The organism is Inhella sp. (genome assembly GCF_041912635.1).
Lineage (GTDB): Bacteria > Pseudomonadota > Gammaproteobacteria > Burkholderiales > Burkholderiaceae_C > Inhella.
This window is the reverse complement of the sequence record NZ_JAYRMO010000018.1, coordinates 60808-82996: the sequence shown is the minus strand read 5'-3', so window position 1 is coordinate 82996 and position 22189 is coordinate 60808. Positions and strand designations below refer to the sequence as shown.

The 22189-nt window shown below is 69.4% G+C and carries 21 protein-coding genes and 1 tRNA gene; 15 read left to right on the top strand and 7 right to left on the bottom strand.

All coding sequences use genetic code 11. The features are described 5' to 3' along the window. From ACE3QP_RS12300 to ispF, 5 genes are read left to right on the top strand one after another with little or no spacing between them, the layout of a single operon-like run. Window positions 1-762 carry a substrate-binding periplasmic protein gene (locus ACE3QP_RS12300; protein WP_374436434.1) on the top strand — a complete coding sequence of 254 codons (762 nt, stop codon included), beginning with the start codon at window positions 1-3 and terminating at the stop codon, window positions 760-762. Further along, window positions 759-1376, top strand: coding sequence for a nucleoside triphosphate pyrophosphatase (locus tag ACE3QP_RS12295; protein ID WP_374436433.1), 618 nt, complete (start codon window positions 759-761; stop codon window positions 1374-1376). The genes ACE3QP_RS12300 and ACE3QP_RS12295 overlap by 4 nt, the downstream gene beginning before the upstream one ends. 57 nt (window positions 1377-1433) lie before the next feature. Beyond that, window positions 1434-2897: a ribonuclease G gene (gene rng / locus ACE3QP_RS12290; protein ID WP_374436464.1), complete on the top strand. Its 1464-nt coding sequence runs from the start codon at window positions 1434-1436 to the stop codon at window positions 2895-2897. Between the two features lie 8 nt (window positions 2898-2905). Further along, window positions 2906-3595 carry a 2-C-methyl-D-erythritol 4-phosphate cytidylyltransferase gene (gene ispD / locus ACE3QP_RS12285; RefSeq protein WP_374436431.1) on the top strand — a complete coding sequence of 230 codons (690 nt, stop codon included), beginning with the start codon at window positions 2906-2908 and terminating at the stop codon, window positions 3593-3595. Then, the gene (ispF, locus tag ACE3QP_RS12280; protein ID WP_374436430.1) at window positions 3592-4071 is read left to right on the top strand and encodes a 2-C-methyl-D-erythritol 2,4-cyclodiphosphate synthase; all 480 of its coding nucleotides are present in this window, start codon (window positions 3592-3594) and stop codon (window positions 4069-4071) included. The genes ispD and ispF overlap by 4 nt, the downstream gene beginning before the upstream one ends. Window positions 4072-4084: 13 nt before the next feature. On the opposite strand, the gene ACE3QP_RS12275 is transcribed toward ispF, so the two are convergent. The 3 genes from ACE3QP_RS12275 to ACE3QP_RS12265 form a co-directional block, all read right to left on the bottom strand. Then, the gene (locus ACE3QP_RS12275) at window positions 4085-5407 is read right to left on the bottom strand and encodes an ATP-binding protein (protein ID WP_374436429.1); all 1323 of its coding nucleotides are present in this window, start codon (window positions 5405-5407) and stop codon (window positions 4085-4087) included. Window positions 5408-5412: 5 nt separating this feature from the next. Next, the gene (gene ompR, locus ACE3QP_RS12270) at window positions 5413-6207 is read right to left on the bottom strand and encodes a two-component system response regulator OmpR (RefSeq protein ID WP_374436428.1); all 795 of its coding nucleotides are present in this window, start codon (window positions 6205-6207) and stop codon (window positions 5413-5415) included. A 165-nt stretch (window positions 6208-6372) separates the two neighbouring features. Beyond that, on the bottom strand, window positions 6373-7143 hold the full coding sequence (locus ACE3QP_RS12265; protein ID WP_374436427.1) for a 3-hydroxybutyrate dehydrogenase: 771 nt from the start codon (window positions 7141-7143) through the stop codon (window positions 6373-6375). 41 nt (window positions 7144-7184) lie between these two features. Here ACE3QP_RS12265 and ACE3QP_RS12260 point away from each other — a divergent pair, with 41 nt between their 5' ends. From ACE3QP_RS12260 to ACE3QP_RS12245, 4 genes are all read left to right on the top strand, one after another. After that, window positions 7185-8051 carry an alpha/beta fold hydrolase gene (locus tag ACE3QP_RS12260; protein ID WP_374436426.1) on the top strand — a complete coding sequence of 289 codons (867 nt, stop codon included), beginning with the start codon at window positions 7185-7187 and terminating at the stop codon, window positions 8049-8051. Next, on the top strand, window positions 8048-10318 hold the full coding sequence (locus ACE3QP_RS12255) for a bifunctional (p)ppGpp synthetase/guanosine-3',5'-bis(diphosphate) 3'-pyrophosphohydrolase (RefSeq protein ID WP_374436424.1): 2271 nt from the start codon (window positions 8048-8050) through the stop codon (window positions 10316-10318). Before ACE3QP_RS12260 ends, ACE3QP_RS12255 begins: the two co-directional genes overlap by 4 nt. 83 nt (window positions 10319-10401) lie before the next feature. Then, window positions 10402-10478, top strand: a tRNA-Val gene (locus ACE3QP_RS12250). A gap of 249 nt (window positions 10479-10727) precedes the next feature. Next, window positions 10728-11927, top strand: a complete 1200-nt coding sequence (locus tag ACE3QP_RS12245) for an acyltransferase family protein (RefSeq protein ID WP_374436422.1) — start codon at window positions 10728-10730, stop codon at window positions 11925-11927. Here the strand turns inward: ACE3QP_RS12245 and ACE3QP_RS12240 are convergent. Then, window positions 11854-13134 (bottom strand): FCSD flavin-binding domain-containing protein, encoded by a 1281-nt coding sequence (locus ACE3QP_RS12240; RefSeq protein WP_374436420.1) that lies wholly within the window; start codon window positions 13132-13134, stop codon window positions 11854-11856. The two genes, ACE3QP_RS12245 and ACE3QP_RS12240, sit on opposite strands and share 74 nt — an antisense overlap. 14 nt (window positions 13135-13148) lie before the next feature. Next, window positions 13149-13469 carry a cytochrome c gene (locus tag ACE3QP_RS12235; protein WP_374436418.1) on the bottom strand — a complete coding sequence of 107 codons (321 nt, stop codon included), beginning with the start codon at window positions 13467-13469 and terminating at the stop codon, window positions 13149-13151. Between the two features lie 112 nt (window positions 13470-13581). Between ACE3QP_RS12235 and ACE3QP_RS12230 the strand changes: the two genes are divergently transcribed. Together ACE3QP_RS12230 and ACE3QP_RS12225 are read left to right on the top strand one after the other, a co-directional pair. Then, the gene (locus ACE3QP_RS12230; protein ID WP_374436416.1) at window positions 13582-14055 is read left to right on the top strand and encodes a TlpA family protein disulfide reductase; all 474 of its coding nucleotides are present in this window, start codon (window positions 13582-13584) and stop codon (window positions 14053-14055) included. Between the two features lie 13 nt (window positions 14056-14068). Then, window positions 14069-14404 (top strand): hypothetical protein, encoded by a 336-nt coding sequence (locus tag ACE3QP_RS12225; protein ID WP_374436414.1) that lies wholly within the window; start codon window positions 14069-14071, stop codon window positions 14402-14404. A 30-nt stretch (window positions 14405-14434) separates the two neighbouring features. Here ACE3QP_RS12225 and ACE3QP_RS12220 read toward each other — a convergent pair whose 3' ends face one another. Both ACE3QP_RS12220 and ACE3QP_RS12215 read right to left on the bottom strand, forming a co-directional pair. After that, entirely contained in the window at window positions 14435-16666 is a 2232-nt protein-coding gene (locus ACE3QP_RS12220; protein WP_374436412.1) for a molybdopterin cofactor-binding domain-containing protein, read from the bottom strand. A 13-nt stretch (window positions 16667-16679) separates the two neighbouring features. Next, window positions 16680-17138 (bottom strand): (2Fe-2S)-binding protein, encoded by a 459-nt coding sequence (locus ACE3QP_RS12215; RefSeq protein WP_374436410.1) that lies wholly within the window; start codon window positions 17136-17138, stop codon window positions 16680-16682. 124 nt (window positions 17139-17262) lie between these two features. Here ACE3QP_RS12215 and phaR point away from each other — a divergent pair, with 124 nt between their 5' ends. The 4 genes from phaR to ACE3QP_RS12195 all read left to right on the top strand — a co-directional run bounded on the left by phaR (window position 17263) and on the right by ACE3QP_RS12195 (window position 22184). Further along, window positions 17263-17835 carry a polyhydroxyalkanoate synthesis repressor PhaR gene (gene phaR / locus ACE3QP_RS12210; RefSeq protein ID WP_374436408.1) on the top strand — a complete coding sequence of 191 codons (573 nt, stop codon included), beginning with the start codon at window positions 17263-17265 and terminating at the stop codon, window positions 17833-17835. Continuing rightward, complete coding sequence (gene rimO / locus ACE3QP_RS12205) at window positions 17835-19208, top strand: 30S ribosomal protein S12 methylthiotransferase RimO (RefSeq protein ID WP_374436406.1); 1374 nt, start codon at window positions 17835-17837, stop codon at window positions 19206-19208. The genes phaR and rimO overlap by 1 nt, the downstream gene beginning before the upstream one ends. After that, window positions 19208-20377 carry a PLP-dependent transferase gene (locus ACE3QP_RS12200; RefSeq protein ID WP_374436404.1) on the top strand — a complete coding sequence of 390 codons (1170 nt, stop codon included), beginning with the start codon at window positions 19208-19210 and terminating at the stop codon, window positions 20375-20377. The genes rimO and ACE3QP_RS12200 overlap by 1 nt, the downstream gene beginning before the upstream one ends. A 184-nt stretch (window positions 20378-20561) precedes the next feature. Beyond that, window positions 20562-22184, top strand: coding sequence for a ShlB/FhaC/HecB family hemolysin secretion/activation protein (locus ACE3QP_RS12195; protein WP_374436402.1), 1623 nt, complete (start codon window positions 20562-20564; stop codon window positions 22182-22184). Window positions 22185-22189 lie beyond the last annotated feature (5 nt).

Sequence of the window (22189 nt, the reverse complement as noted above, 5' to 3'; positions counted from 1 at the left end):
GTGCGTCATCTGCGTTCGCTGCTGCTGGGCCTGCTGCTGGGCCCCTGGCTCGCGCTGGGCGCGCTGGCGCAGGTGCAGCTCAAGGTGCTGGGCGATTTCGCCTTTCCACCCTATTCCTCGCTGCGCGGCACCGAGCCGGTCGGTATCGACGTCGACATCCTGCACGAGCTGGGCCGCCGCACTGGGGTGCAGTTCCAGATCGAGCTGGTGCCCTTCAAGCGGGTGGTCGAATCGGTGCGGGCGGGCACCGTGGATGGCGGCATGGCGCTGCTGCGCAGTGCCGAGCGCGAAGGGTTCGCACTCTTCACTGGCGTGATGCACAACAGCACCTATTCGCTCTTCGTCACGCGCGACAGCAAGATGGAATTTGACGGCCTGGCCAGCCTGCACGGCAAGCGCATCGGCAAGGTGCGAGGCTTCTTCATCAGCCCGGAGTTCGATGCCGAAGTTGCCGCCGAGCGCATCCAGCTGCACGAGACGGCTGGGGCCGAGCAGGGCCTGCACATGCTGATGCTGGGTCGGGTCGATGCGATCTCGGGCCAGACCGTCGTGACCCGCTATTTGGCGCGCCAACTCGGCTACGCCGATTCGGTGCGCCCCTTGCCCACGCCCCTGGTGCCCGACCGTCCGACCTTCCTGGTGCTTTCCCGCGCCAGCAAGCTGCCCGACAAAGAGGCCCTGGCCGAACGCCTGCGCCTGGCGCTGGAGGCCATGCACAAGGATGGCAGCATCGAGCGCATCGAGGCCCGGCATCTGCAATGAGCGCGAACCTGATCTACCTGGCCTCGCAGAGCCCGCGCCGGCGCCAGCTGCTCGATCAGCTCGGCCAGGTCCATGAGTTGCTGCTGGCCGACACCGACGAGGACGCCGAGGCGCTGGAGCTGCAGCTGCACGGCGAGTTGCCGGACGATTACGTGCGCCGTGTCACGGCCAACAAGCTGGCAGCCGCGCTGGCGCGCCGGGAACGGCGCGGCCTGCCGGTGCGCCCGGTGCTGTGCTCCGACACCACCGTGGCCCTGGGTCGCGACATCCTGGGCAAGCCGGCCGATGCTGCCGAGGCGCTGCACATGCTCACGCGCCTGAGTGGCCACACGCACCGCGTGCTGACGGCGGTGAGCCTGGGCTGGGAGGTGGGCGGGGTGTTGCAGCAGGCACAGCGCGTCAGCGTGTCGCATGTGCGCTTTGCCGCCGTGCCGCCGCGCGTGCTGCAACGCTATGTGGCCAGCGGCGAGCCCATGGGCAAGGCCGGTGCCTATGCGATTCAGAGCCAGATTGCCGGCTGGATCGAACACATCGAGGGCAGCTATTCCGGCATCATGGGTCTGCCCTTGTTCGAGACCGCGCAATTGCTGCGCGAGGCCGGGCTGGAGGTTTGACGCAAGCAGCACTGCTTGCGTGAACCCTTCAACGAGGGGGTGCCCCCGGCACCCGACGTGATGGAAGACATCTTGATCAATTGGTCTCCGCAGGAGACCCGCGTGGCCGTGGTGGAAAACGGCGCGGTGCAGGAACTGCACATCGAGCGCACGCTGGAGCGTGGCCTGGTGGGCAACATCTACCAGGGCAAGGTGGCGCGCGTGCTGCCGGGCATGCAGTCGGCCTTCATCGACATCGGCCTGGAACGCGCCGCCTTCCTGCATGTGGCCGATCTGCACACGGCGGCGCCGCGCGGCGAGCAGCCCACGCCGATCGAGCGCCTGCTGTTCGAGGGCCAGGCCCTTATGGTGCAGGTCATCAAGGACCCGATCGGCACCAAGGGCGCGCGCCTGTCCAGCCAGGTCTCGATCGCCGGGCGCATGCTGGTGCACCTGCCGCAGGACGAGCACATCGGCATCAGCCAGAAGATCGGCTCGCCTGAGGTGCGCGAGGCCCTGCGCGAGCGCATGCTGGCCCTGGTGGGCACGCGCGACAGCGGCGGGGGCGGCGGCTTCATCCTGCGCACCAATGCCGAGGAGGCCAGCGACGAGGAGCTCGCGGCCGACATCGAGTACCTGCGCAAGACCTGGAACACCATCCGCGAGCGTGCGCTCACGCTGCCGCCCGGCAGCCTGCTGCACGAAGACCTGAACCTGGTGCAGCGCGTGCTGCGCGACCTTTGCAGCGACCGCACCGCCAAGGTCCGCATCGACAGCCGCCTGCAGTTCGAGGCCCTGCAGGCCTTTGGTCAGCAGTACATGCCCGGCTCGGTGGTCAAGCTGGAGCACTACGCGGGCGAGCGTCCGATCTTCGACCTCAGCAATATCGACGTCGAGGTGCAGCGCGCGCTCTCACGCCGTGTCGACTTGAAGAGTGGCGGCTATCTGGTGTTCGACCAGACCGAGGCCATGACCACGATCGACGTCAACACCGGTGCCTTCGTCGGGGCGAAGAACTTCGATGAGACCATCTTCAAGACCAATCTGGAAGCGGCCGGCGCCATCGCGCGGCAACTGCGCCTGCGCAATCTGGGTGGCATCGTCATCGTCGATTTCATCGACATGGGTCGCGAGGAACACCGCCAGGCCGTACTGGCCGAGCTGCGCAAGCACCTGGCCAAGGACAAGACCAAGGTGGCCGTCGGCGGCTTCACGCAACTGGGCCTGCTGGAGCTGACACGCAAGCGCACGCGCGAATCGCTCGCCCGCATGCTGTGCGAACCCTGCCCGACCTGCGAAGGCCGCGGCCAGGTCAAGACCGCGCGCACGGTCTGCTACGAGATCCTGCGCGAGATCCTGCGCGAGGCCCGCCAGTTCTCGGCCCGGGAGTTCCGCGTGGTGGCCAATGCCGCCGTGGTGGAGATGCTGCTGGACGAAGAGAGCCAGCACCTGGCCGGCCTGTCGGACTTCATCGGCCGGCCGATCTCGCTGACCGCCGAGCCCGGCAACCAGACCGAGCACTACGACATCGTGCTGCTGTAGGGGCACCTATGAGCGAACGCTTCTATGCCCTGGTGCCGGCGGCGGGCAGCGGCAGCCGGGCGGGCCAGCCCATCCCCAAGCAGTACGTGGAGCTGGCCGGCCGCAGCCTGATCGCCCACACGCTGGCGGCCCTGGCCGCCGTGCCCGAGCTGGCGCAGACCCTGGTGGTGCTGGCCCCCGATGACGCACGCTTTGCGGCGGCCGTGCCGGGCTTCGCCGGCTGGAGCGCGCGCTGCGGCGGCGCCACGCGCGCGGCGTCTGTGCGCGCCGGCCTGCAGGCCCTGCGCGAGCGAGGGGCCGGCGAGCAGGACTGGGTGCTGGTGCACGATGCCGCCCGCTGCCTGCTGCGGCCGGAGTGGGTGCAGGGCCTGATCGAAGCCTGCCGCGCGGATGCGGTGGGTGGCCTGCTGGCGCAGCCAGTGGCCGACACCCTGAAGCGCGCCGACTCGCAAAGCCGCGTGCAGCACACGCAGGACCGCCGCGAGCTCTGGGCCGCGCAGACGCCGCAGATGTTTCGCCTGGGCCTGCTGGCGCGTGCTCTCGATGCCGCGGGTGAGACCGTGACCGACGAGGCCAGCGCCATCGAGCAGCTGGGCCTGGCGCCGCGCCTGGTGCGCGCGCCGCTGGACAACTTCAAGCTCACCCTGCCCGAGGACTTCGCGCTGGCCGAGCTGATCCTGAGGAGCCGACAGGCATGAACATTCGCATAGGCGAGGGCTGGGATGTGCACCAGCTCGTCACCGGCCGGCCGCTGATCCTGGGCGGCGTGCTGATCCCGCACAGCCATGGCCTGCTCGGCCACTCGGATGCCGACGCCCTGGCTCATGCCATCACCGATGCCCTGTTGGGCGCGGCCGGCCTGGGCGACATCGGCCGCCATTTCCCCGACACCGACCTGCGCTTCAAGGGTGCCGATTCGCTGCGCCTGCTGGCCGAGGCGGCCCGCCGCGTGCGCGCTGAGGGTTGGCAACTTGGCAATGTGGACAGCACCGTGGTCGCTCAGGCGCCCAAGCTGGCCCCACACATCGACGCCATGCGCGGCCGCCTGGCCGCGGCGCTGGAGCTGGCGCCGGAGGCCGTCAACGTCAAGGCCAAGACGGCCGAGAAGATGGGGCCGGTGGGCGAGGGGCGGGCGATCGAGGCGCGCGCGGTCTGCCTGATATTGAAGGCCTGAGGGCACTGAAGCCCTAATCGGCGCGCTGGAAGCGGATGCGGGTGATCAGCCCGCCATCTTGGGCATTGACGATTTCCAGGTGCGCGCCCATGCGCGACAGCGATTTCTCGACGATGGCCAGCCCCAGGCCGGAACCGCTGGCGGCCGTGCGCGCGCTGTTGGCGCGGTAGAAGGGCTTGGTGAGCTCGCTCAGCACGGTCTGCGGCACGCCGGGGCCGTGGTCGCGCAGGGTCACGAGCACCTCATTGCCCTGGATCTGCGCCAGGATGTCGACCAGCGCGGCCTGGTCGGGCTGGTGGCCGTAGCGGCGCGCGTTCTCGAACAGGTTCTGGAACACGCGCGAGACCTCGGTGCGGTCGCCCTTGATGCGCAGATTGGGCGGCACGCGCAGGCGGAAGCGGATCTGGTTGGGGTCGCGGAAGCTTTGCGTCTCGCGTTCCAGCACGTCGGCGAGCAGCAGGATCTGCTGACTCACCTCACCCGGGCGGGCGTAGTCCATGAACTTGCCGATGACGGCGTCGAGCTGGTCGATGTCCTGCGCCATTGCCAGCTGGGCGGCAGGGTCGTGCACGCTCATCTCCACCTCCAGGCGCAGGCGCGCCAGCGGGGTGCGCAGGTCGTGCGAGATGCCGGCCAGCATCACCGAGCGGTCCTGGTCCAGCTTGGCCAGCACGCGTGCCATGCGGTTGAAGCCGCGGTTGACCTCGCGGATCTCGCTGGTCAGCGTGTGCTCGTCCAGGCGCGAGTCGTACTCGCCTTCGCGGATGCGCCCGGCGGCGACCGAGAGCGCCCGCAGCGGCCGGTTGATGAGCCCGGCAATGATGGCCGAGCCCAGCAGCGTGGCGGCCACGACGATCAGCAGCCACCAGGCGCGCGGCGTGGGCAGGCTGGCGCTGGGCTCATGGGCCGCGCGCAGCCAGAAGGCGTCGCGCCCGGCCATGAAGCGCACCCACAGCCCGGACTGCCCGTTGACGCTCTCGGCCACGAAGGTGTCGGGCCCCAGGCGCTGGATCAGCGCCTGCGCCACCTGGCGCGCGAAGGGGGTGTGCTCGTAGGCCTTCCACTCGTCGCGCAGTTCGGCCACCTGGACCTTGATGGTGGCGTCGCGTTCGATGGACTTGATGATGACCAGGCGCTGGATCGGCTCGACATCGCTGAGCGCCGCGCGCGACAGCAGCACCAGATCGCCGAGCTGCTGTGCGGCTTGCAGCGCACGCGGTTCGGCTTCGAGGGCGCGGAAGGCCGCCTGCCAGGTCAGCCCCGCGCCGGCCAGCAGCAGGGCCAGCCAGGCGAAGGTGCGCCAGAAGAGGTTGAGGCCGAGGACGCGCCGCGGCACAGGCTTCAGGCGCCCGAGGAGGCCGCCTGCGCGGCCGCGGGCTTGGCGGCCGGCTTGTCGCCCTTGCCTTCGTCGCCGTCCGGCACGAACACATAGCCCAGGCCCCAGACGGTCTGGATGTAGCGCGGGTTGGCCAGATCGGGCTCGATCATCTTGCGCAGGCGCGAGACCTGCACGTCCAGGCTGCGGTCATAGGGCTCGAAGTCGCGCCCGCGGGTCAGCTGGGCCAGGCGCTCGCGGCTCAGCGGCATGCGCGGGTGGCGCACCAGGGCCTTGAGCATCGCGAATTCGCCGGTGGTGAGCGAGAGTTCCTCGCCATCGCGCGTGAGGCGGCGCTGGGCGATATCAAAGCGGTAAGGGCCGAAGGCCACGGTCTCGGGGTCGCGAGCCGGGGCGCCAGGCGCCTCGGGGGCCGGGGCGCGGCGCAGCACGGCGTTGATGCGCGCCAGCAGCTCGCGCGGGTTGAAGGGTTTGGCCAGGTAATCGTCGGCACCGACTTCCAGGCCAACGATGCGGTCCACGTCCTCGCCCTTGGCGGTGAGCATGACGATGGGCGTGGTGTTGCCGGCGCCGCGCAGGCGGCGGCAGATCGACAGGCCATCCTCGCCCGGCATCATCAGGTCCAGCACGATCAGGTCCAGGCTCTCGCGCGCCATCAGGCGGTTCAGCGCCATGCCGTCCTCGGCCGGGTGCACTTCGAATCCTTCCTGACTCAGGTAGCGGCGCAGCAGGTCGCGGATGCGGGCGTCGTCGTCGACAACGGCAATGCGTTGCGTACGGGCGTTGTGGGCGTGGGTCATGGTGGGCAGCTCCTGTCAGGCGCCGCGGTCTTGAAGCGGGCCGAGCGGCCATTCTGGCCGCCACCCGCCCGCTTTGTTACAAATTCGGGCGACGGTTCGCACGCCTTGTCGCACTTGTTACAAAGTCTCACCCAAACCCCCGCAGACGCGGGGCGATGACCGTGCTTACTGCGCCGTCCAGCCGCCGTCCATGCCCCAGGCCTGGCCGCGCACATTGGCGGCGGCCTCGCTGCACAGGAACACCGCCAGCGCGCCCAGCTGCTCGGGTGTGGTGAAGGTCAGCGAGGGTTGCTTCTCGCCGAGCAGCCGGCGCGTGGCCTCGGCGTTGTCCACGCCGTCGGCCAGCGCCCGGGCATCCACCTGCTTCTGCACCAGCGGCGTCAGCACCCAGCCGGGGCAGATGGCATTGACGGTGATGCCGGTGGTGGCGGTTTCCAGCGCTGCGGTCTTGGTCAGGCCGATCAGGCCATGCTTGGCGGCCACGTAGGCGCTCTTGTTGACCGAGGCCACCTGGCCGTGCACCGAGGCGATGTTGATCACGCGGCCCCAGTTGCGCGCCAGCATGCCGGGCAGGGCGGCGCGCAGGCTGTGGAAGGCCGAGCTGAGGTTGATGGCGAGGATGGCGTCCCAGCGCTCGGGCGGGAAGTCCTGGATCGGCGCGACATGCTGGATGCCGGCGTTGTTGACCAGGATGTCGCAGCCCCCGAAGCGCGCCTCGGTGGCACGTACCAGATCCACCACCTCCTCAGCATGCGCCATGTCGGCGCCGTGGTAGTCCACCTCGACCTCAAGGCCCTCGAACTGGGCGCGGGCGCCCTCCACGTCGCCAAAGCCATTGAGCATGACGTTGGCGCCCTGGCGTGCCAGGCTCAGTGCGATACCCAGTCCGATGCCGCTGGTCGAGCCCGTCACCAGGGCGGTCTTGCCGTTCAACATTGCAGTTCCCTTAGGATCGTTTCCGGATCCAAGGATAGCCAATGAGCCCCCCGCGCCTGTGTCACTACCAAGCCATGAACCCCGGCGGCCTGCACCGCCTGGCCTATTGGGAATGGGGTGACGCGACCAATCCTCGGGTGCTCGTCTGCGCCCACGGCCTGACGCGCCAGGGGCGCGATTTCGACACCCTGGCGCAGCGCCTGAGCGGCGAATACCGCGTGGTCTGCCCGGATGTGGTGGGGCGGGGTGAATCCGACTGGCTGCCCGAGCCCGAACATTACGGCCTGCCGCAGTACGTGTCCGACATGGTGGCCCTGCTGGCGCGCCTGGACGCCGGCTCGGTGGACTGGGTCGGCACCTCGATGGGCGGCCTGATCGGGCTGGTGCTGGCGGCCGTGCCGGGCAACCCGCTGCGGCGTCTGGTGCTGAACGATGTCGGCCCCACGCTGGAAGCGGAGTCGCTGCAGCGCATCGGCACCTATGTGGGCCAGCGCATGCACTTCGCCAGCTTCGAGGAGGGCGTGGCCTATCTGCGCAGCATCTCGGCCGGCTTCGGGCAGTTCCCGCCCGGCGCCTGGGAGGCGCTGTCGCGCCCGATGTTCAAACCAACGCCGCAAGGCCTGCGTCTGCACTACGACCCGGGCATCGGCCTGGCCTTTCGCAGCTTGACGCCGGAGGCCATTGCCGAGTCGGAGCTCTTCCTCTGGGCCGCCTACGAGAGCCTGCAGCTGCCGGTGCTGCTGCTGCGCGGTGCCGAGAGCGATCTGCTGAGCCCGCAGACGGCGCAGCGCATGGCCGATTGCGGCCCGCGCGCCCAGGTGCTGGAGCTGCCCGAGGTGGGCCACGCGCCGATGCTGGACCGTGACAGCCATCTGAACCCCGTGATCGAGTTCCTGCGCGCCGCATGAAGACCGCGCCCGCCGACCCGCAACGCGCGGCCATCGTCCAGCTGCTGCTGGACGAGGCCCCGCCCGCCGAACCTCCCGGCCTGCCCGAGCGCCTGCCCAGCCCCGCCCGCAGCGCCGCTGCGCCGGACGTGCTGACGCGCGCCCGTGCCTTCGCCGAGCCCTTGCTGGCCGCGCGCGTGCTCGACAGCGGCGAGGACCAGCTCGGTCATGCCGACGGTGTCGCCGCCATCCTGGCCGGCATCGGGGCCTCGCCCGGGGTGCAGGCCGCGGCCTATCTGGTCTACGCCGCGGAACACCTGTCGGATCCGGTCGAGGTCACGGCCAAGGCTTTCGGCGAAAGTTTTGCCGATCTGGTGGACCACACGCGCAAGCTGGTGCGCATCCAGCGCGCCGCGCGTGCCGCGCGCCTGGAGGACGCCGAGGCCGTCGCCCAGCAGCTGGAACGCGTGCGCAAGATGCTGCTCGCCTTCAGCAAGGATCTGCGCGTGGTGCTGCTGCGCCTGGCCTCGCGCCTGCAGACCTTGCGCTGGTTCGCGCAGGTGCGCAAGCCCTGCCCGGTGGAAGTGGCCTTGGAAGCCCGCCAGGTCTTTGCGCCGCTCGCCAACCGGCTGGGCATCTGGCAGATCAAGTGGGAGCTGGAGGACCTGGCTTTCCGCTTCCTGGAGCCCGAGCAGTACCACGGCCTGGCCCGTGCCCTGCACGAAAAGCGCCTGGAGCGCGAGCTGCGCGTGCACCAGGCGCGTGCCCAGCTCAGTGCGGAGCTTCAGCGCCTGGGGGTGTCGGGCGAGGTGCAGGGGCGCCCCAAGCACCTCTACAGCATCTGGAAAAAGATGCAGGGCAAGGGCCTCACGCTCGACCGCGTATTCGACCTGCGCGCTCTGCGCGTCATCGTCGACAGCGTGGACGACTGCTACGCCGTGCTCGCGCGCCTGCACGAGGTCTACGAGCCGGTCGAGGGTGAGTTCGACGACTACATCGCGCGCCCCAAGCCGAATGGCTATCAGAGCCTGCACACGGTGTTGCGTGCGCCCGATGGCCAGACCATGGAGGTGCAGATCCGCACCCAGGCCATGCACGAGCACGCCGAGCATGGCGTGGCCGCGCACTGGGCTTACAAGGAAGCCGGCACCAAGGGCTACGGTGGCCAGGCCAGCGCGGGCGACCAGGAGGCCACCGTGCGCGAGGCCCGCAAGGCCGTGCTGCGTCAGCTGCTGGCCTGGGAGCGCGACCTCGCCGAGCACGCGCCCAGCAGCGAGGGCGAGGAGGCGCGCATCTTCGTGTTCACGCCGCAGGCCGCGGTGGTGGAGCTGTGTACGGGCGCCACGCCGATCGACTTCGCCTACCACCTGCACACCGAGCTGGGCCACCGCATCCGCGGCGCCAAAGTCGATGGTCAGCTGGTGCCGCTGAACACCAAGCTGCACAGCGGCCAGACGGTCGAAGTCATGGGCGGCAAGGAGCGCGGCCCCTCGCTGGACTGGCTCAACCCCGAACTGGGTTTTCTGGCCTCGCCGCGCTCCAAGGCCAAGGTGCGCGCTTGGTTCAACGCCCTGCAGACCGAGGAGACCGTGGCGCGCGGGCGCGAGCTGGTGGAAAAGCTGCTCGCCCGCGAGGGCAAGACGGCCATCAAACACGACGAGCTGGCCGCGCGCCTGGGCTTCAAGAGTGCCGAGCAGCTCTTCGAAGTGGTGGGCAAGGACGAGTTCTCGCTCAAGCCCATCGAGCAGCTGCTGCGCCCGGCCGAGCCCACGGCGGCCGAAGACGAGGACGCGCTGGCCGCGCGCCACCATGTGCGCCCGGCCGCACAGGCCCCGCGAGGCGGCGTGCTGGTGGTGGGTGTGGACTCGCTGCTGACCAATCTGGCGCGCTGCTGCCGCCCGGCCCCGCCGGATGCGATCCGCGGTTTCGTGACGCGCGGCAAGGGCGTGGCCATTCACCGGGCCGACTGCGGCAATCTGCTCGACAGCCTGCGCCGCACCCCCGAGCGCGAGATCGACGTCACTTGGGGCCAGACCCAGGGCAAGCTCTATCCGGTCGACCTGGTCGTCGAAGCCCAGGACCGCCCGGGCGTGATGCGCGACGTGCTCGAAGTCTTCGCCAAGCTGCGCCTGCGCGTCAGCCATGCGCAGACGCAGAGCCAGCGAGGCAGCCGCCCGGACACGCAGTGGATGGCCTTCACCGTGGAGATCGCGGGTGCCGAGTCGCTCTCGCAGATGCTGCGCTCGGTGGCCCAGGTGCCCGGCGTGCGTAGTGCGCGCAGACGTTGACGGCTTCAAAAAATCTCGTGTATAGTCGTGGGCTCTTGTGGTGCAGCGCTGAAGTAATTCGGCGCCCCTTCAAGACAGACCCCAGGCGCGTAGCTCAGCTGGTTAGAGCACCACCTTGACATGGTGGGGGTCGTTGGTTCGAGTCCAATCGCGCCTACCAATTCAAAGCCCCTGATTTCTCGCGGAGTCAGGGGCTTTTCGTTTGCGTTGCATGCACCGGCTCGCGCACCTGTCGGGAAATTTCGGTACGGCCTGTACCGCCCCCCCCGGTGGATGCACTGCCCCAGCCTGCCGCCACCCCGAGAGGGATTCGCCTTTCATCTGCTTGTCGCAGGCACTTCGCCCCGGCGTCGTTGCGGTTCGCCCCAGCGGCATGGCCGCCGCCGTGGCGGGCCGCGAAGCTGTCGGCATGCACTCCGAATCCCGACTGCCCTTCCTGGATGGCCTGCGTCTGGCCGCCTTTGCGCTGCTCATTCCGTACCACGTGGGCATGTACTACGTGAGTTGGGACTGGCATGTGAAGAGCGCGCTGGCCGGGCCCACGATCGAACCCTTGATGCTGTTGAGCAGCCCCTGGCGCCTGGGCCTGCTGTTCCTGGTCGCCGGTGCGGCCTGCCAGGGGCTGTGGCAGCGGCGCGGGGGCTGGGGCTTCATGCGCGAACGCAGCCGTCGCCTGCTGCTGCCGCTGCTGTTCGGCATGGCCGTGATCGTCACGCCGCAGGCTTACTTTGAGGTGCTGACCAAGGCCCCGCAGCTGCTGCCCGGCGATGGCGGCTATCTGGACTTCTGGGCCGCCTATCTGCGCGGCGGGCGCTACTGCCGGGGCCAGGACTGCATGGATGTGCCGACCTGGAACCATCTGTGGTTCCTGCCCTACCTCTGGGTGTACGCGCTGTTCGCTGCGTTGATGCTGGCCTGGCGTCGACCAGAGACGGTGACCCGGGCGGTTTGGCCGGACTGGGCCTGGCTGCTGCTGCCGGCCTTGCCCCTGGTGCTGGCGCGGCAGTGGCTGATGCCGCTGTTCCCGAGTTCGCACGATCTGTGGACGGACTTCTACAACCACGCCCAGTACGGCTACCTGTTCGCACTGGGCTGGGGCAGCCGCTCGATCTGGCCGGGGCTGTGGCAGGCCGCGCTGCGGTATCGCGCGCTCAGCCTCGGGCTGGCGCTGGCGGCCTGGGCTTTGTTGATCGTCTACTTTCAGGCCTATGAGACGGTGGAGCCGCCCGCCGCGCTGCGTGCGCTGATGCGTGGGCTCTGGAGGCTGATGGCCTGGTGGGCCATCCTGGCCGCCTGTGGCTGGGCTCAGCGGGTGTTCCGCGAGAACAAGCCCTGGCTGCGTGCCGCCAGCCAGGGTGTGCTCTGCGCCTATGTGCTGCACCAGAGCCTGATCGTGGTCTTCAGCCAGTGGCTGAAACCGCTGGCCTGGCCCCCGCTGCTGGAGGGCCTGGCCCTGATCGGGCTGACGGCGCTGGCCTGCGCCGTGCTCTATCGGCTGCTGCGGCCGCTGCCGCTGCTGCGCGAGCTGGTGGGCATCACGGCAGGTTCAGCGCGTCCGCCCAGATGTTCTGCGCCCAACCCAGCGCATAGCGTCCCTCTATCTGGTTGATGGCCGCCGACACCCCGCCCGAGCCGGGCACGGTCTTGACGATCTTCTCGGCCGCGTCGTACTGGTGCACGGTGGCCACATGGATGGCCTCCTTGGCGCTCACGAAGCTGTAGCAGGTGTTCATCACCACCGGGCTGGGGTTCACCGGCTCGCCCTTGAGCAACTGGATGATGGCCGCCGCTGCCAGCTTGGCATGTTGGTTGGCCATGTGGCCGGACTTCGGCATCAGCGGCCCCGGCATCACCGAGTCGCCCAGCACATGCACGCCCGGCACGGCGAGCGACTCCATCGTCAGCCAGTTCACGCCGCACCAGCGCTGGTTGACGGTGATCAGCCCGGCCTGGCGCGCGATGTCGCCGGCGCGCTGGGGCGGGATCACGTTCAGCACATCGGCCTTCACGTCTTCGAACTCCAGCTTGGCCAGCGTGCCGCTGACCTCCTTGAGCTCGGCGTTCGGGCGGTATTCCAGGATGCCGCCGTAGTAGTCCTTGAAGGCCTTCTCGAACAGGGCCTTCTTGGACTGCACCTCGGGGTTGGCGTCCAGAACCAGCACTTTGGCGCGCGGCTTGTGCTGCTTCAGATAGGCCGCCACCACGCAGGCGCGCTCGTAGGGGCCGGGCGGGCAGCGGTAGGGCGCTTTGGGGATGGAGATGGCGAACACGCCGCCCTCGGGCATCAGCTCGAGCTGGCGGCGCAACGCCAGCGTTTGCGGCCCGGCCTTCCAGGCGTGCTGGATCTCGCCCTTGTCCAGCGCGGCGGCCAGGCCGCCGACCTGATCGAGCATGAAATCGATGCCGGGCGAAACCACCAGGCGGTCGTAGGGCAGTTCGCGGCCATCGGCCAGGCGCACCTTGCGCGCCGCGGCGTCAATCGTCTGGGCCTCGCCCTGCAGCACCTTCACGCCGGCCTGGCGCAGGCCTTCGTAGCCCTGGGTGATGTCGGCCATCTGCTTGAAGCCACCCAGCACCAGGTTTGAAATCGGGCAGGAAACGAATGCCGGGTTGCGCTCGACCAGGGTGACGTCGATGTTGCCGCCCCACAGACGCAGGTAGCGCGCTGCGGTGGCGCCGCCAAAGCCGCCGCCGATGACGACGACGCGGCCCAGCGAGGGGCCGGATGGTGCGCTGGCGCAGCCAGTCAGGTTCAGCAGGGGCAGGGCGGCGGCACCCGCCAGCAGCTGGCGGCGCGAGGGATGCAAATGCTTCATGGCAACGTTCCCCTTCAGCGGCGCGCCGGCTGGGCAGCGAAATAGGCGGCAACGAGCTTGAGCTGCTCCTCGGTGTAGCCCTTGGCAATCTGGTGCATCACGGTGGCGGGCTGGGCGCCGCTCTTGAAGTCGGCCAGTGCCGCGAGCATCTTCTCGGCTGGCATGCCGGCCAGGGGTTTCATGTCGCCGCGCGCCTGGCCATGCGTGCCATGGCAGTTGGCACAGGTGGCGGCCAGGCTGCGGCCCTGCAATTGCGGGTCGAAGCCCTGGGCTTGTGCCAGGCCGTGGCTCAGGGCCAAGGCCAGCGCCAGGCCGAGCGTGGGGAAGAGCTGCATCGTGCGTCCTTGGAGAAGGTGGGGGCGGGCGGGTTCTACACCGCAGGCCGCGGGCTCACAAGCGGAGCTTCGCCATCTGCTTATGCATTCGTTCAGACTTATATTCAGATCGATGGACAAGACGCGCCGCCTGCTGCTGCTACAGGCCCTCAGTACCTCCGCCCTGGCAGGGCAGGGCGCCGGGCGCGATTGGCCGCAGATCGAGCTGCTGGACGGCGGCAGCCTGGCGCCCGCGCATTGGCAGGATCGCGCAGCGGTGCTGGTGTTCTTTGCCACCCACTGCCCGTTTTGCCGGCGCCATAACCAGCATGTGGAAAAGCTCCACCGCGCCAGCCAGGGCCTGCGCCTGCAGGTGCTGGGTGCGGCGCTGGACCGCGAACCGGCGGTGGTGCGCAGCTACCTGGCCAATGCGGGGTACAGCTTCCCGGTGACGATGCAGGGCCCGAGCCTGCGCCCGCTGTTCAGCCCGCGCGCGGTGATGCCCCTGACGGTGGCGATCGACCGCCGCGGCGCGGTGCACGCGGTGGTGCCTGGCGAGATGTTCGAGGAAGATGTGCTGGAACTGCTGGCCTTGGCCAAGGCCTGAACCGGAGCGCACGATGAACAAGACTTGGAAGGCCTGGATCCCGCTCGCCGCGCTGCTGCTGGCCGGGGCGGCGCTGGCCCAGACACCGCCCGCGGCCGAGCTGTTTCGCGATGCCGACCTGGGGCTCGGCGAGCGCTTGATCAAGGAGCACCGCTGCGCCGAGTGCCATGCGCGCAAGATGGGCGGCGACGGCTCGGCCATCTACCGCCCCAAGGGCCGCATCAACGGCCCCGGCCTGCTGCGCGGCATGGTGGAGAACTGCAATACCGAGTTGAACCTCAGTCTCTTCCCCGAGGAAGTGACGGCGATCGCGGCGGTGCTGAATCGCGATCACTACCGGTTCCCTTGAAGGCCGGGGCCGAAGCCCCGGCAACCTGAGTCAAGCGAAGCGGAAGGGCAGCTCGCGTTGGCGTTGCCCGGTGAGGCGCGCTACCGCATTGGCCAAAGCGGGAGCCAGCGGCGGCAGGCCGGGCTCGCCCATGCCGGTGGGCGCTTCCTGCGAGGGGACGATGTGCACGGCCAGCACCTTCGGGGTGTCGGTGATGCGCGGCATCGCCACTTCATGGAAGTTGCTCTGCTCGACCACGCCCTCCTTCAGCGTGATGCGGTGCGTAGGCATGGTGGTGCCCAGGGCCATCAGCGCCGCGCCCTGCACCTGCGCTTCCACGGTGCGCGGGTTCACACAGAGGTTGCAGTGCACGCCGGCGTGCACCTCGTGCAGGCGCGGGCGGCGGTTCTTGCCCTTGCCTTCGAGTGAGGCCACGACCACATAGGCCACCACCGAGTTGAAGCTGGCGTGCACGGCCACGCCCCAGGCCTGGCCGGCGGGCAGCTTGCGCTTGCCATACCCGCTCTTTTCCACCGCCAGCTCCAGCGCCGCGCGCGTGCGCTTGGCCTCCGGCGCCATCATCTTCAGCCGGTAGGCCACCGGGTCTTGCTTGGTGGCCATGGCGATCTCGTCGATCAGGGTCTCCATCACGTAAGCCGTGTGGGTGGAGCCGACCGAGCGCCACCACAGCACCGGCACGTTCTGCTTGGGGTGGTGCACCGAGAGCCGCATCGGCACCTGGTAGGGCTCGCCCATGCCCTCGGGCGTGGTGGCGTCCACGCCGTCCTTGACCATGAAGGGCTCGAAGGGCGAGCCGCTGACGATGCTCTGGCTGACGATGCGGTGGTGCCAGGCCTGCACCTGGCCCTGCGCGTCGAAGCCGATCTCGGCGCGGTGCACGGTGAAGGGGCGGTAGTAGCCGGCCTTCATGTCGTCCTCACGGCTCCACACCACCTTCACCGGCGCGCGTTGCCCGGCCGCCGCCAGGCCCTGGGCCAAGGCCACGGCCTCGCGCACGAACTCGGCGGTGGGGGTGGCGCGGCGACCAAAGCCGCCGCCGGCCATCTGCACGTGGATCTGCACCTTGTCATAGGGCAGGCCGGTGAGCTTGGCCACCGCACCGGCATCCACCCCAGGCATCTGCGAGGCGTAGTAGAGCTGGCAGGCCTCGGGCTGCAGATCCACCGTGCAGGCCAGGGGCTCCATCTGCGCGTGGTTCAGGTAAGGGAAGACGAACTCCGCCACGATGCGCTTGGCGGACTTGTCGGCCGGCGGCAGCTCCTTGCGGAAGTGCGAGTCGGGTACCAGATTGCCTTCGCGCTGCGCCAGGGCCAAATAGTCCTTGCGCATGCGCTCGGTGTCGGGGCGCTCCAGGCCGGCGAGGTTCCAGTCGATCTTCAGCGCTTGGCGGCCTTGTTGGGCCGGCCAGTAGCCATCGGCCACCACGGCCACGCCTTCGCCACCGCGGTCCAGCGCCACCTTGAAGACGGCGTGCACGCCGGGCACGGCCAGGGCGGGGGCGGGGTCGAAGCCGGCCACCTTGCCGTTGAACACCGGCGGGCGCTGGATGACGGCGGTCTTCATGCCCGGCAGGCGGATGTCCATGCCATAGGTCTGCGCACCGCTGCTCTTGGCGCGGGAAACCTTGAGCCCGGTGGGTTTGCCGATCAGACGGAAGTCCTTCGGGTCCTTCAGCGTCACGGCCTCGGGCACCGGCTGCTGCATGGCGGCGGCGAACAGCTCGCCATAGCCGGCGCTGCGGCCGTTGCCGATGACGCGGCCGGCTTCCGTGCGCAGGCTGGCCACCGGCTGCTGCCACTGCTGGGCCGCAGCCGCCAACAGCATGACGCGGGCGCGGGCACCCAGCTCGCGGTACTGGGCGTAGCTGTTCTTGATGGAGTTGGAGCCGCCGGTCAGGTGCATGCCCATGGCCGGGTCGACGTAATGGGGCTTCTGATCGCCGAAGCCGGTGTGGACCTGGGCCCAGTCGGCGTCCAGCTCCTCGGCGCAGATCATGGCCAGCGCGGTCTCGATGCCCTGGCCCATGTCCATGCGGTTGCACAGGATGGTGGTCTTGCCGTCCGGTGCGATGTGCACGAAGGCGGGGGGCTGCTCGGTGGGGCCTTGGCCAGGCTTGGGCTTGGGCGCACCGGCTTGGGCCATGGCCAAGCTGGGTGCGAGGCCGGGCGCCAGGGCCAGGCCGGTGAGGCCACCGACCGTGAGCGTGAGGAAGCGCCGACGCGAGGGCGTGGCGGCGGGCAGGGCGATGCGGTCCATCAGCATGGTGGGTTCCCCTTCAGGCCAGCTTGGCGGCGGCCGCATGGACGGCGGCGCGGATGCGCATGTAGGCGCCACAGCGGCAAAGATTGCCGGCCATGGCGGCGTCGATCTGCGCGTCGCTCGGCTTCTTGGTGGACTTGAGCAGGGCCACGGCACTCATCACCTGGCCGCTCTGGCAGTAGCCGCACTGGGCGACATCGGTCTCGACCCAGGCGTCCATGACCGCGCGGCCTACCGGGTCGTTGGCCAGGCCTTCGATGGTGTTCAGCTGTGCGCCGGCGGCGCTGGCCAGCGGCATCACGCAGCTGCGCACGGCATTGCCGTTCAGGTGCACGGTGCAGGCGCCGCATTGCGCCATGCCGCAGCCGAATTTGGTGCCGGTCAGGCCGAGTTCGTCGCGCAGCACCCAGAGCAGGGGCGTGTTGGGGTCGGCCGTGCAGCGCTGGGCTTGGCCGTTGAGGGTCAAGGAGGTCATGTCGGGCCTGTGGGGTGGCGGAAAAGCGGGCTTTGTACGCCGATTCGCCGGGCCGTGCAGAAGTTCAGGGGATGTCCCCGGCCCCTCCTAAAATTCGCCCCTTTCTGCACCCCGGGAATCCCCCATGGCCACAAGGCGCCGAGCGGCCGCCCCCGACGACACCGCGCCGCAAGGCTCCGGTGCGGGCGGGCCGCGCATCCTCAAGAAGTACCCCAACCGCCGGCTCTACGACACCCAGACCAGCGCCTATGTGACCCTGCAGGACGTCAAGGCCATGGTGCTGGGCGGCGAGGACTTCGAGGTGCGCGACGCCAAGACCGGCGAAGACCTGACCCGAGCCATCCTGCTGCAGATCATCTTGGAAGAGGAAACCGGCGGCGTGCCGATGTTCTCCACCCCGATGCTGCAGCAGATCATCCGCTTCTACGGCCAGGCCATGCAGGGCGTGTTGCAGGACTATCTGGCGCGCAATCTGCAGACCTTCACCGAGCTGCAGGCCCGCTTTGCCGAGCACAGCGGCGGGCTGGGCGCCACCCCCGAGGCCTGGGCCCAGTTCATGCAGGGCCAAGCGCCCATGATGCAGGGCCTGATGGGCAACTACATCGAGCAAAGCAAGAACCTGTTCGTGCAGATGCAGGAACAAATGGCCAAGGGGGCCTTGTTCCCCGGCATGCCCGGATTTGGAAAGACGAAGTGATGACGACTGAAGTTGCCGCCACCCCCAAGGTGGGTTTTGTTTCGCTCGGCTGCCCCAAGGCGCTGACGGACAGCGAATTGATCCTGACCCAGCTGAGCGCCGAGGGCTACGAGACCAGCAAGACCTTTGCCGGTGCCGACCTTGTGATCGTCAACACCTGCGGCTTCATTGACGACGCGGTGAAGGAGAGCCTGGACACCATCGGCGAGGCCCTGGCCGAGAACGGCAAGGTCATCGTCACCGGCTGCCTGGGCGCGAAGCAGGCGGCCGATGGCGCCAACCTCGTGCAGCAGATCCACCCCAAGGTACTGGCCGTGACGGGGCCGCACGCCACCCAGGAGGTGATGGACGCGGTGCACCAGCACCTGCCTAAGCCGCACGACCCCTTCATGGATCTGGTGCCCGCCGCCGGTATCAAGCTCACGCCCAAGCACTACGCCTATCTGAAGATCAGCGAGGGCTGCAACCACCGCTGCAGCTTCTGCATCATCCCCAGCATGCGCGGCGATCTGGTCAGCCGCCCGGTCGGCGACGTGCTCAAGGAAGCCAAGGCCCTGTTCGAGGGCGGGCTGAAGGAATTGCTGGTCGTCAGCCAGGACACCAGCGCCTACGGTGTGGACACCAAGTACCGCACCGGCTTCTTTGACGGCAAGCCCGTCAAGACCCGCATGCTGGACCTGGTGCGCGAACTGGGCGAACTGGCCAAGCCTTATGGCGCCTGGGTGCGCCTGCACTACGTCTACCCCTACCCGCATGTGGACGAGCTGCTGCCGCTGATGAACGAGGGCCTGGTGCTGCCTTATCTGGACGTGCCTTTCCAGCATTCCCACCCCGACATGCTCAAGCGCATGAAGCGCCCGGCCAGCGGCGAGAAGAACCTCGAGCGCCTGCTGCGCTGGCGCGAGGCCTGCCCGGACCTGGTGGTGCGCTCCACCTTCATCGCCGGCTTCCCGGGCGAGACCGAGGAGGAGTTCGAGCACCTGCTGAATTTCGTGCGCGAAGCCGGCATCGACCGTGCCGGCTGCTTCGCCTACTCGCCGGTGGACGGTGCCAGCGCCAACGAACTGCCGAACCAGCTGCCGGACGCCCTGCGCGAGGAGCGCCGCGCGCGCTTCATGGCGGTGGCCGAGCAGGTCTCAGTGGAGCGTCTGCAGCGCCGCGTCGGTCAGACCCTGCAGGTGCTGATCGACAGCGCGCCGGCGCTGGGCCGCAAGGGCGGGGTGGGGCGCTCGTACGCCGATGCCCCGGAGATCGACGGCACCGTGCGCCTGCTGCCGCCTGAGAAAGCCAGCAAGCAGCTCAAGGTGGGCGAGTTCACCCGCGCTCGCGTGGTGGCCGCCGAGGGCCACGACCTCGTTGCGATGCCCATCTGATGAGCGAACGCCAGCCTGCCGCCGAGCTGATCCACCACGCCTATCAGCCGCCGGCCGGCTTCGCCTCGCCCGCCGTGGCGGTGCACAAGGGCAGTTCGATCTTTTTTGAGAACGTCGCCGCGCTCAAGCGTGTGCGCTGGGCCGACCGCGACGCCTACACCTACGGCCTGCACGGCACGCCCAGCACCTTCGCGCTGGAAGCGCGGCTGGCCACGCTGGAGGGCGCGGAACATGTGCTGCTGGCGCCCAGCGGCCTGGCGGCGCTGAACCTGGTCAACCACAGCCTGCTCAAGAGCGGCGACCAGCTGCTGATCCCGGACAACGTCTACGGCCCCAGCCGCAACAGCGCGCGCCACGAGCTCGCCGCCTGGGGCGTTGCCCACGCGGTGTACGACCCGCTGGACCCGGCCGACCTGGCGGCCAAGCTGACGCCGGCCACGCGCCTGGTGTGGCTGGAGGCGCCGGGCTCGATCACGCTGGAATTTCCCGATCTGCTCGGGCTGATCGCTGCCGTGCGTGCGGGCGCGCCGCAGGCGGTGATTGCGCTGGACAACACCTGGGGTGCGGGCCTGGCCTTCGACGCCTTTGCGCTCGGGGTGGACCTGACCATCCACGCGCTCACCAAGTACCCGAGCGGCGGCGGGGACGTTCTGATGGGCTCCGTGGCCACGCGCGCCCGCGCCCTGTTCGAGCGCCTGGCCGCCACGCATGGCCGCAGCGGCCTGGGCGTGGGTGCCAACGACGTGGAGCTCGTGCTGCGCGGCCTGGCCAGCCTGCCGCTGCGCTACGCCGCCCAGGACGCCGCCGCCCGCCAGGTGGCGGCCTGGGCGCAGCAGCACCCGGCCGTGGCGCAGGTGCTGCACCCGGCGCTGCCCGGCTCGCCGGGCCATGCGCACTGGAAGCAGCTGTGCCGCGCGGCCGCCGGCCTGCTGACCCTGCGCTTCCAGCCCGGCACGCCGGGCGCGCGCATCGAGGCGGCGGTGGATGCGCTGCGGCTGTTCCGTCTGGCCTGGAGCTGGGGCGGGCCGGTCAGCCTGGCCGTGCCCTACGACCTGACGCAGCTGCGCAGCGTGAACCGCAGCGAAGAGACCGTGCTGCGCCTGGCCATTGGGCTCGAAGAGCCTGAAGTCTTGATCGCCGACCTGGCACAGGCCTTCGAAGGGCTCTGATCGCCCCCCGAGCTGCGGGGCAAGGCCCCGGGCTTGCCCTTGTGTGAAATTGCTCACGGCCATACTCGCCGCCGGCCCCGGACGCTAAGCTCCCCGGGAGCCTGGCGTGGGAGGCCCGCCAGCGTCGCGTGCCGAGGAAGCGCGCGGTGGATCCGGCCCCGACTCAGAGCGAGACACCATGGGCATGACGAGCTTGACTCCCACCTCCCGCTGGCTGGCCGTGGCGCTGCTGGCGGCCAGCGTTGGGGCGGCGGCGCAGAGCGCACCAGCGGCAGGGGCCGCAATTTCCGCCACACCCACCGCCATCCAGTCCTTCAAGGTCAGTGGCAACAGCCTCGTCGATAGCGCGCGCCTGCAAGCCGTGCTGGCGCGCTACCTGGGGCCGCGCAACAACCAGGAGCTGCGCACCGCTGCGCTGGCCCTGCAGGCGCTCTACCGCGAGGCGGGCTACGGCGCGGTGCTGGTCAGCGTGTTCCAGCCGGGGCCGGATGGTGTCGCCGAGGTGCGCGTGCTCGAGGGCAAGATGGCCCTGATCAGCGTCATCGGCACGCAGCAATTCAGTGCCGAGTCCGTGCGACGCGCCGTGCCTTCCCTGCAGGAGGACAAGACGCCGCGCATCGCCGAGATCAACCGCCAGGTCGAGCTGGCGAACCAGAACCCGGCGCGCAAGCTCGCGGTCACGCTGGAGCCGGGCCAGAAGGTCGGTGCCGTGGACGCCCGTGTCATCGTCACCGAAGGCCCGGTGCTGCGCCCGCAGTTCGCGCTCGACAACACCGGCACCAAGCAGACCGGCCGCACCCGCATCAGCGCCGGCCTGCGCCACGCCGACGTGGGCGGGCGGGGTCATCAGGCCAGCGTGAACTGGCAGACCTCGGTGGAAGAACCCAGTCGCGTCTCGATCCTTTCGCTGAACTACATGGCGCCGCTGCCGGAGTCGGCACGCCGCATCGATCTGTATGCCGTGCGCTCGAACGTGGACGGTGGCAGCACCCCCACCGCCGCCGGCGCCCTGCAGTTCAATGGCCGCGGCAATGTGCTGGGGGCGCAACTGACCCAGTTGCTGCTGCGCCAGGGCGAGTGGGACCAACGCCTGCGCGCCGGCATCGATCAGCGCGAGTACCGAAACCGCTGCACCATCGAAGGCCTGCCCGAGGGCGCTTGCGGGGCGCCGGGGGAATCGGTCACCGTGCAGCCGCTCACGCTCGACTACAGCATCCAGGGCGGCCGCAGCGTGATGTTCGGTGCCAATGTGGGGCTCTCGCACAACCTCGGCCTGGGCGGGCGCTATGCGAAGGCTGCGAACTTCGAGGCCGTGCGTGAAGGCGCGCGCTACCGCTACACCGCGCTGCGCCTGGGCGGCCACCTGCAGCAGGGCGGCGGCAAGCAGGCCTCGCTGACGGCCCGCATGAGCCTGCAGTGGACGCGTGACGCCCTGGTGCCGGGCGAGCAGTTCGGCCTGGCGGGTGCCAATGCCGTGCGTGGCTACCGCGAACGCGAGATCACCGGCGACCGCGGCCTCTTGGCCAGCGTGGAATGGAGCCCGGCCCCCTGGGCCCTGGCCAGTCGGCCCGACGCCCAGCTGCGTGGCCTGCTGTTCGCCGACTGGGGCAAGGTCTGGAACGAGACCGGCGGCGAATGCCGCCAAGGGCAGGCGAGCTGCGACCTGCACGCAGTCGGCTTGGGCCTGCGTTACAGCGACGGCCCCTGGCGCCTGCATATGGACCTGGCCCGCGCCGGCCGCGCCGGCACCCTGACCGAAAGCGGCGATGTGCGCCTGCACCTGTCTGCCAGCTACGGGCTCGACTGAGCCCG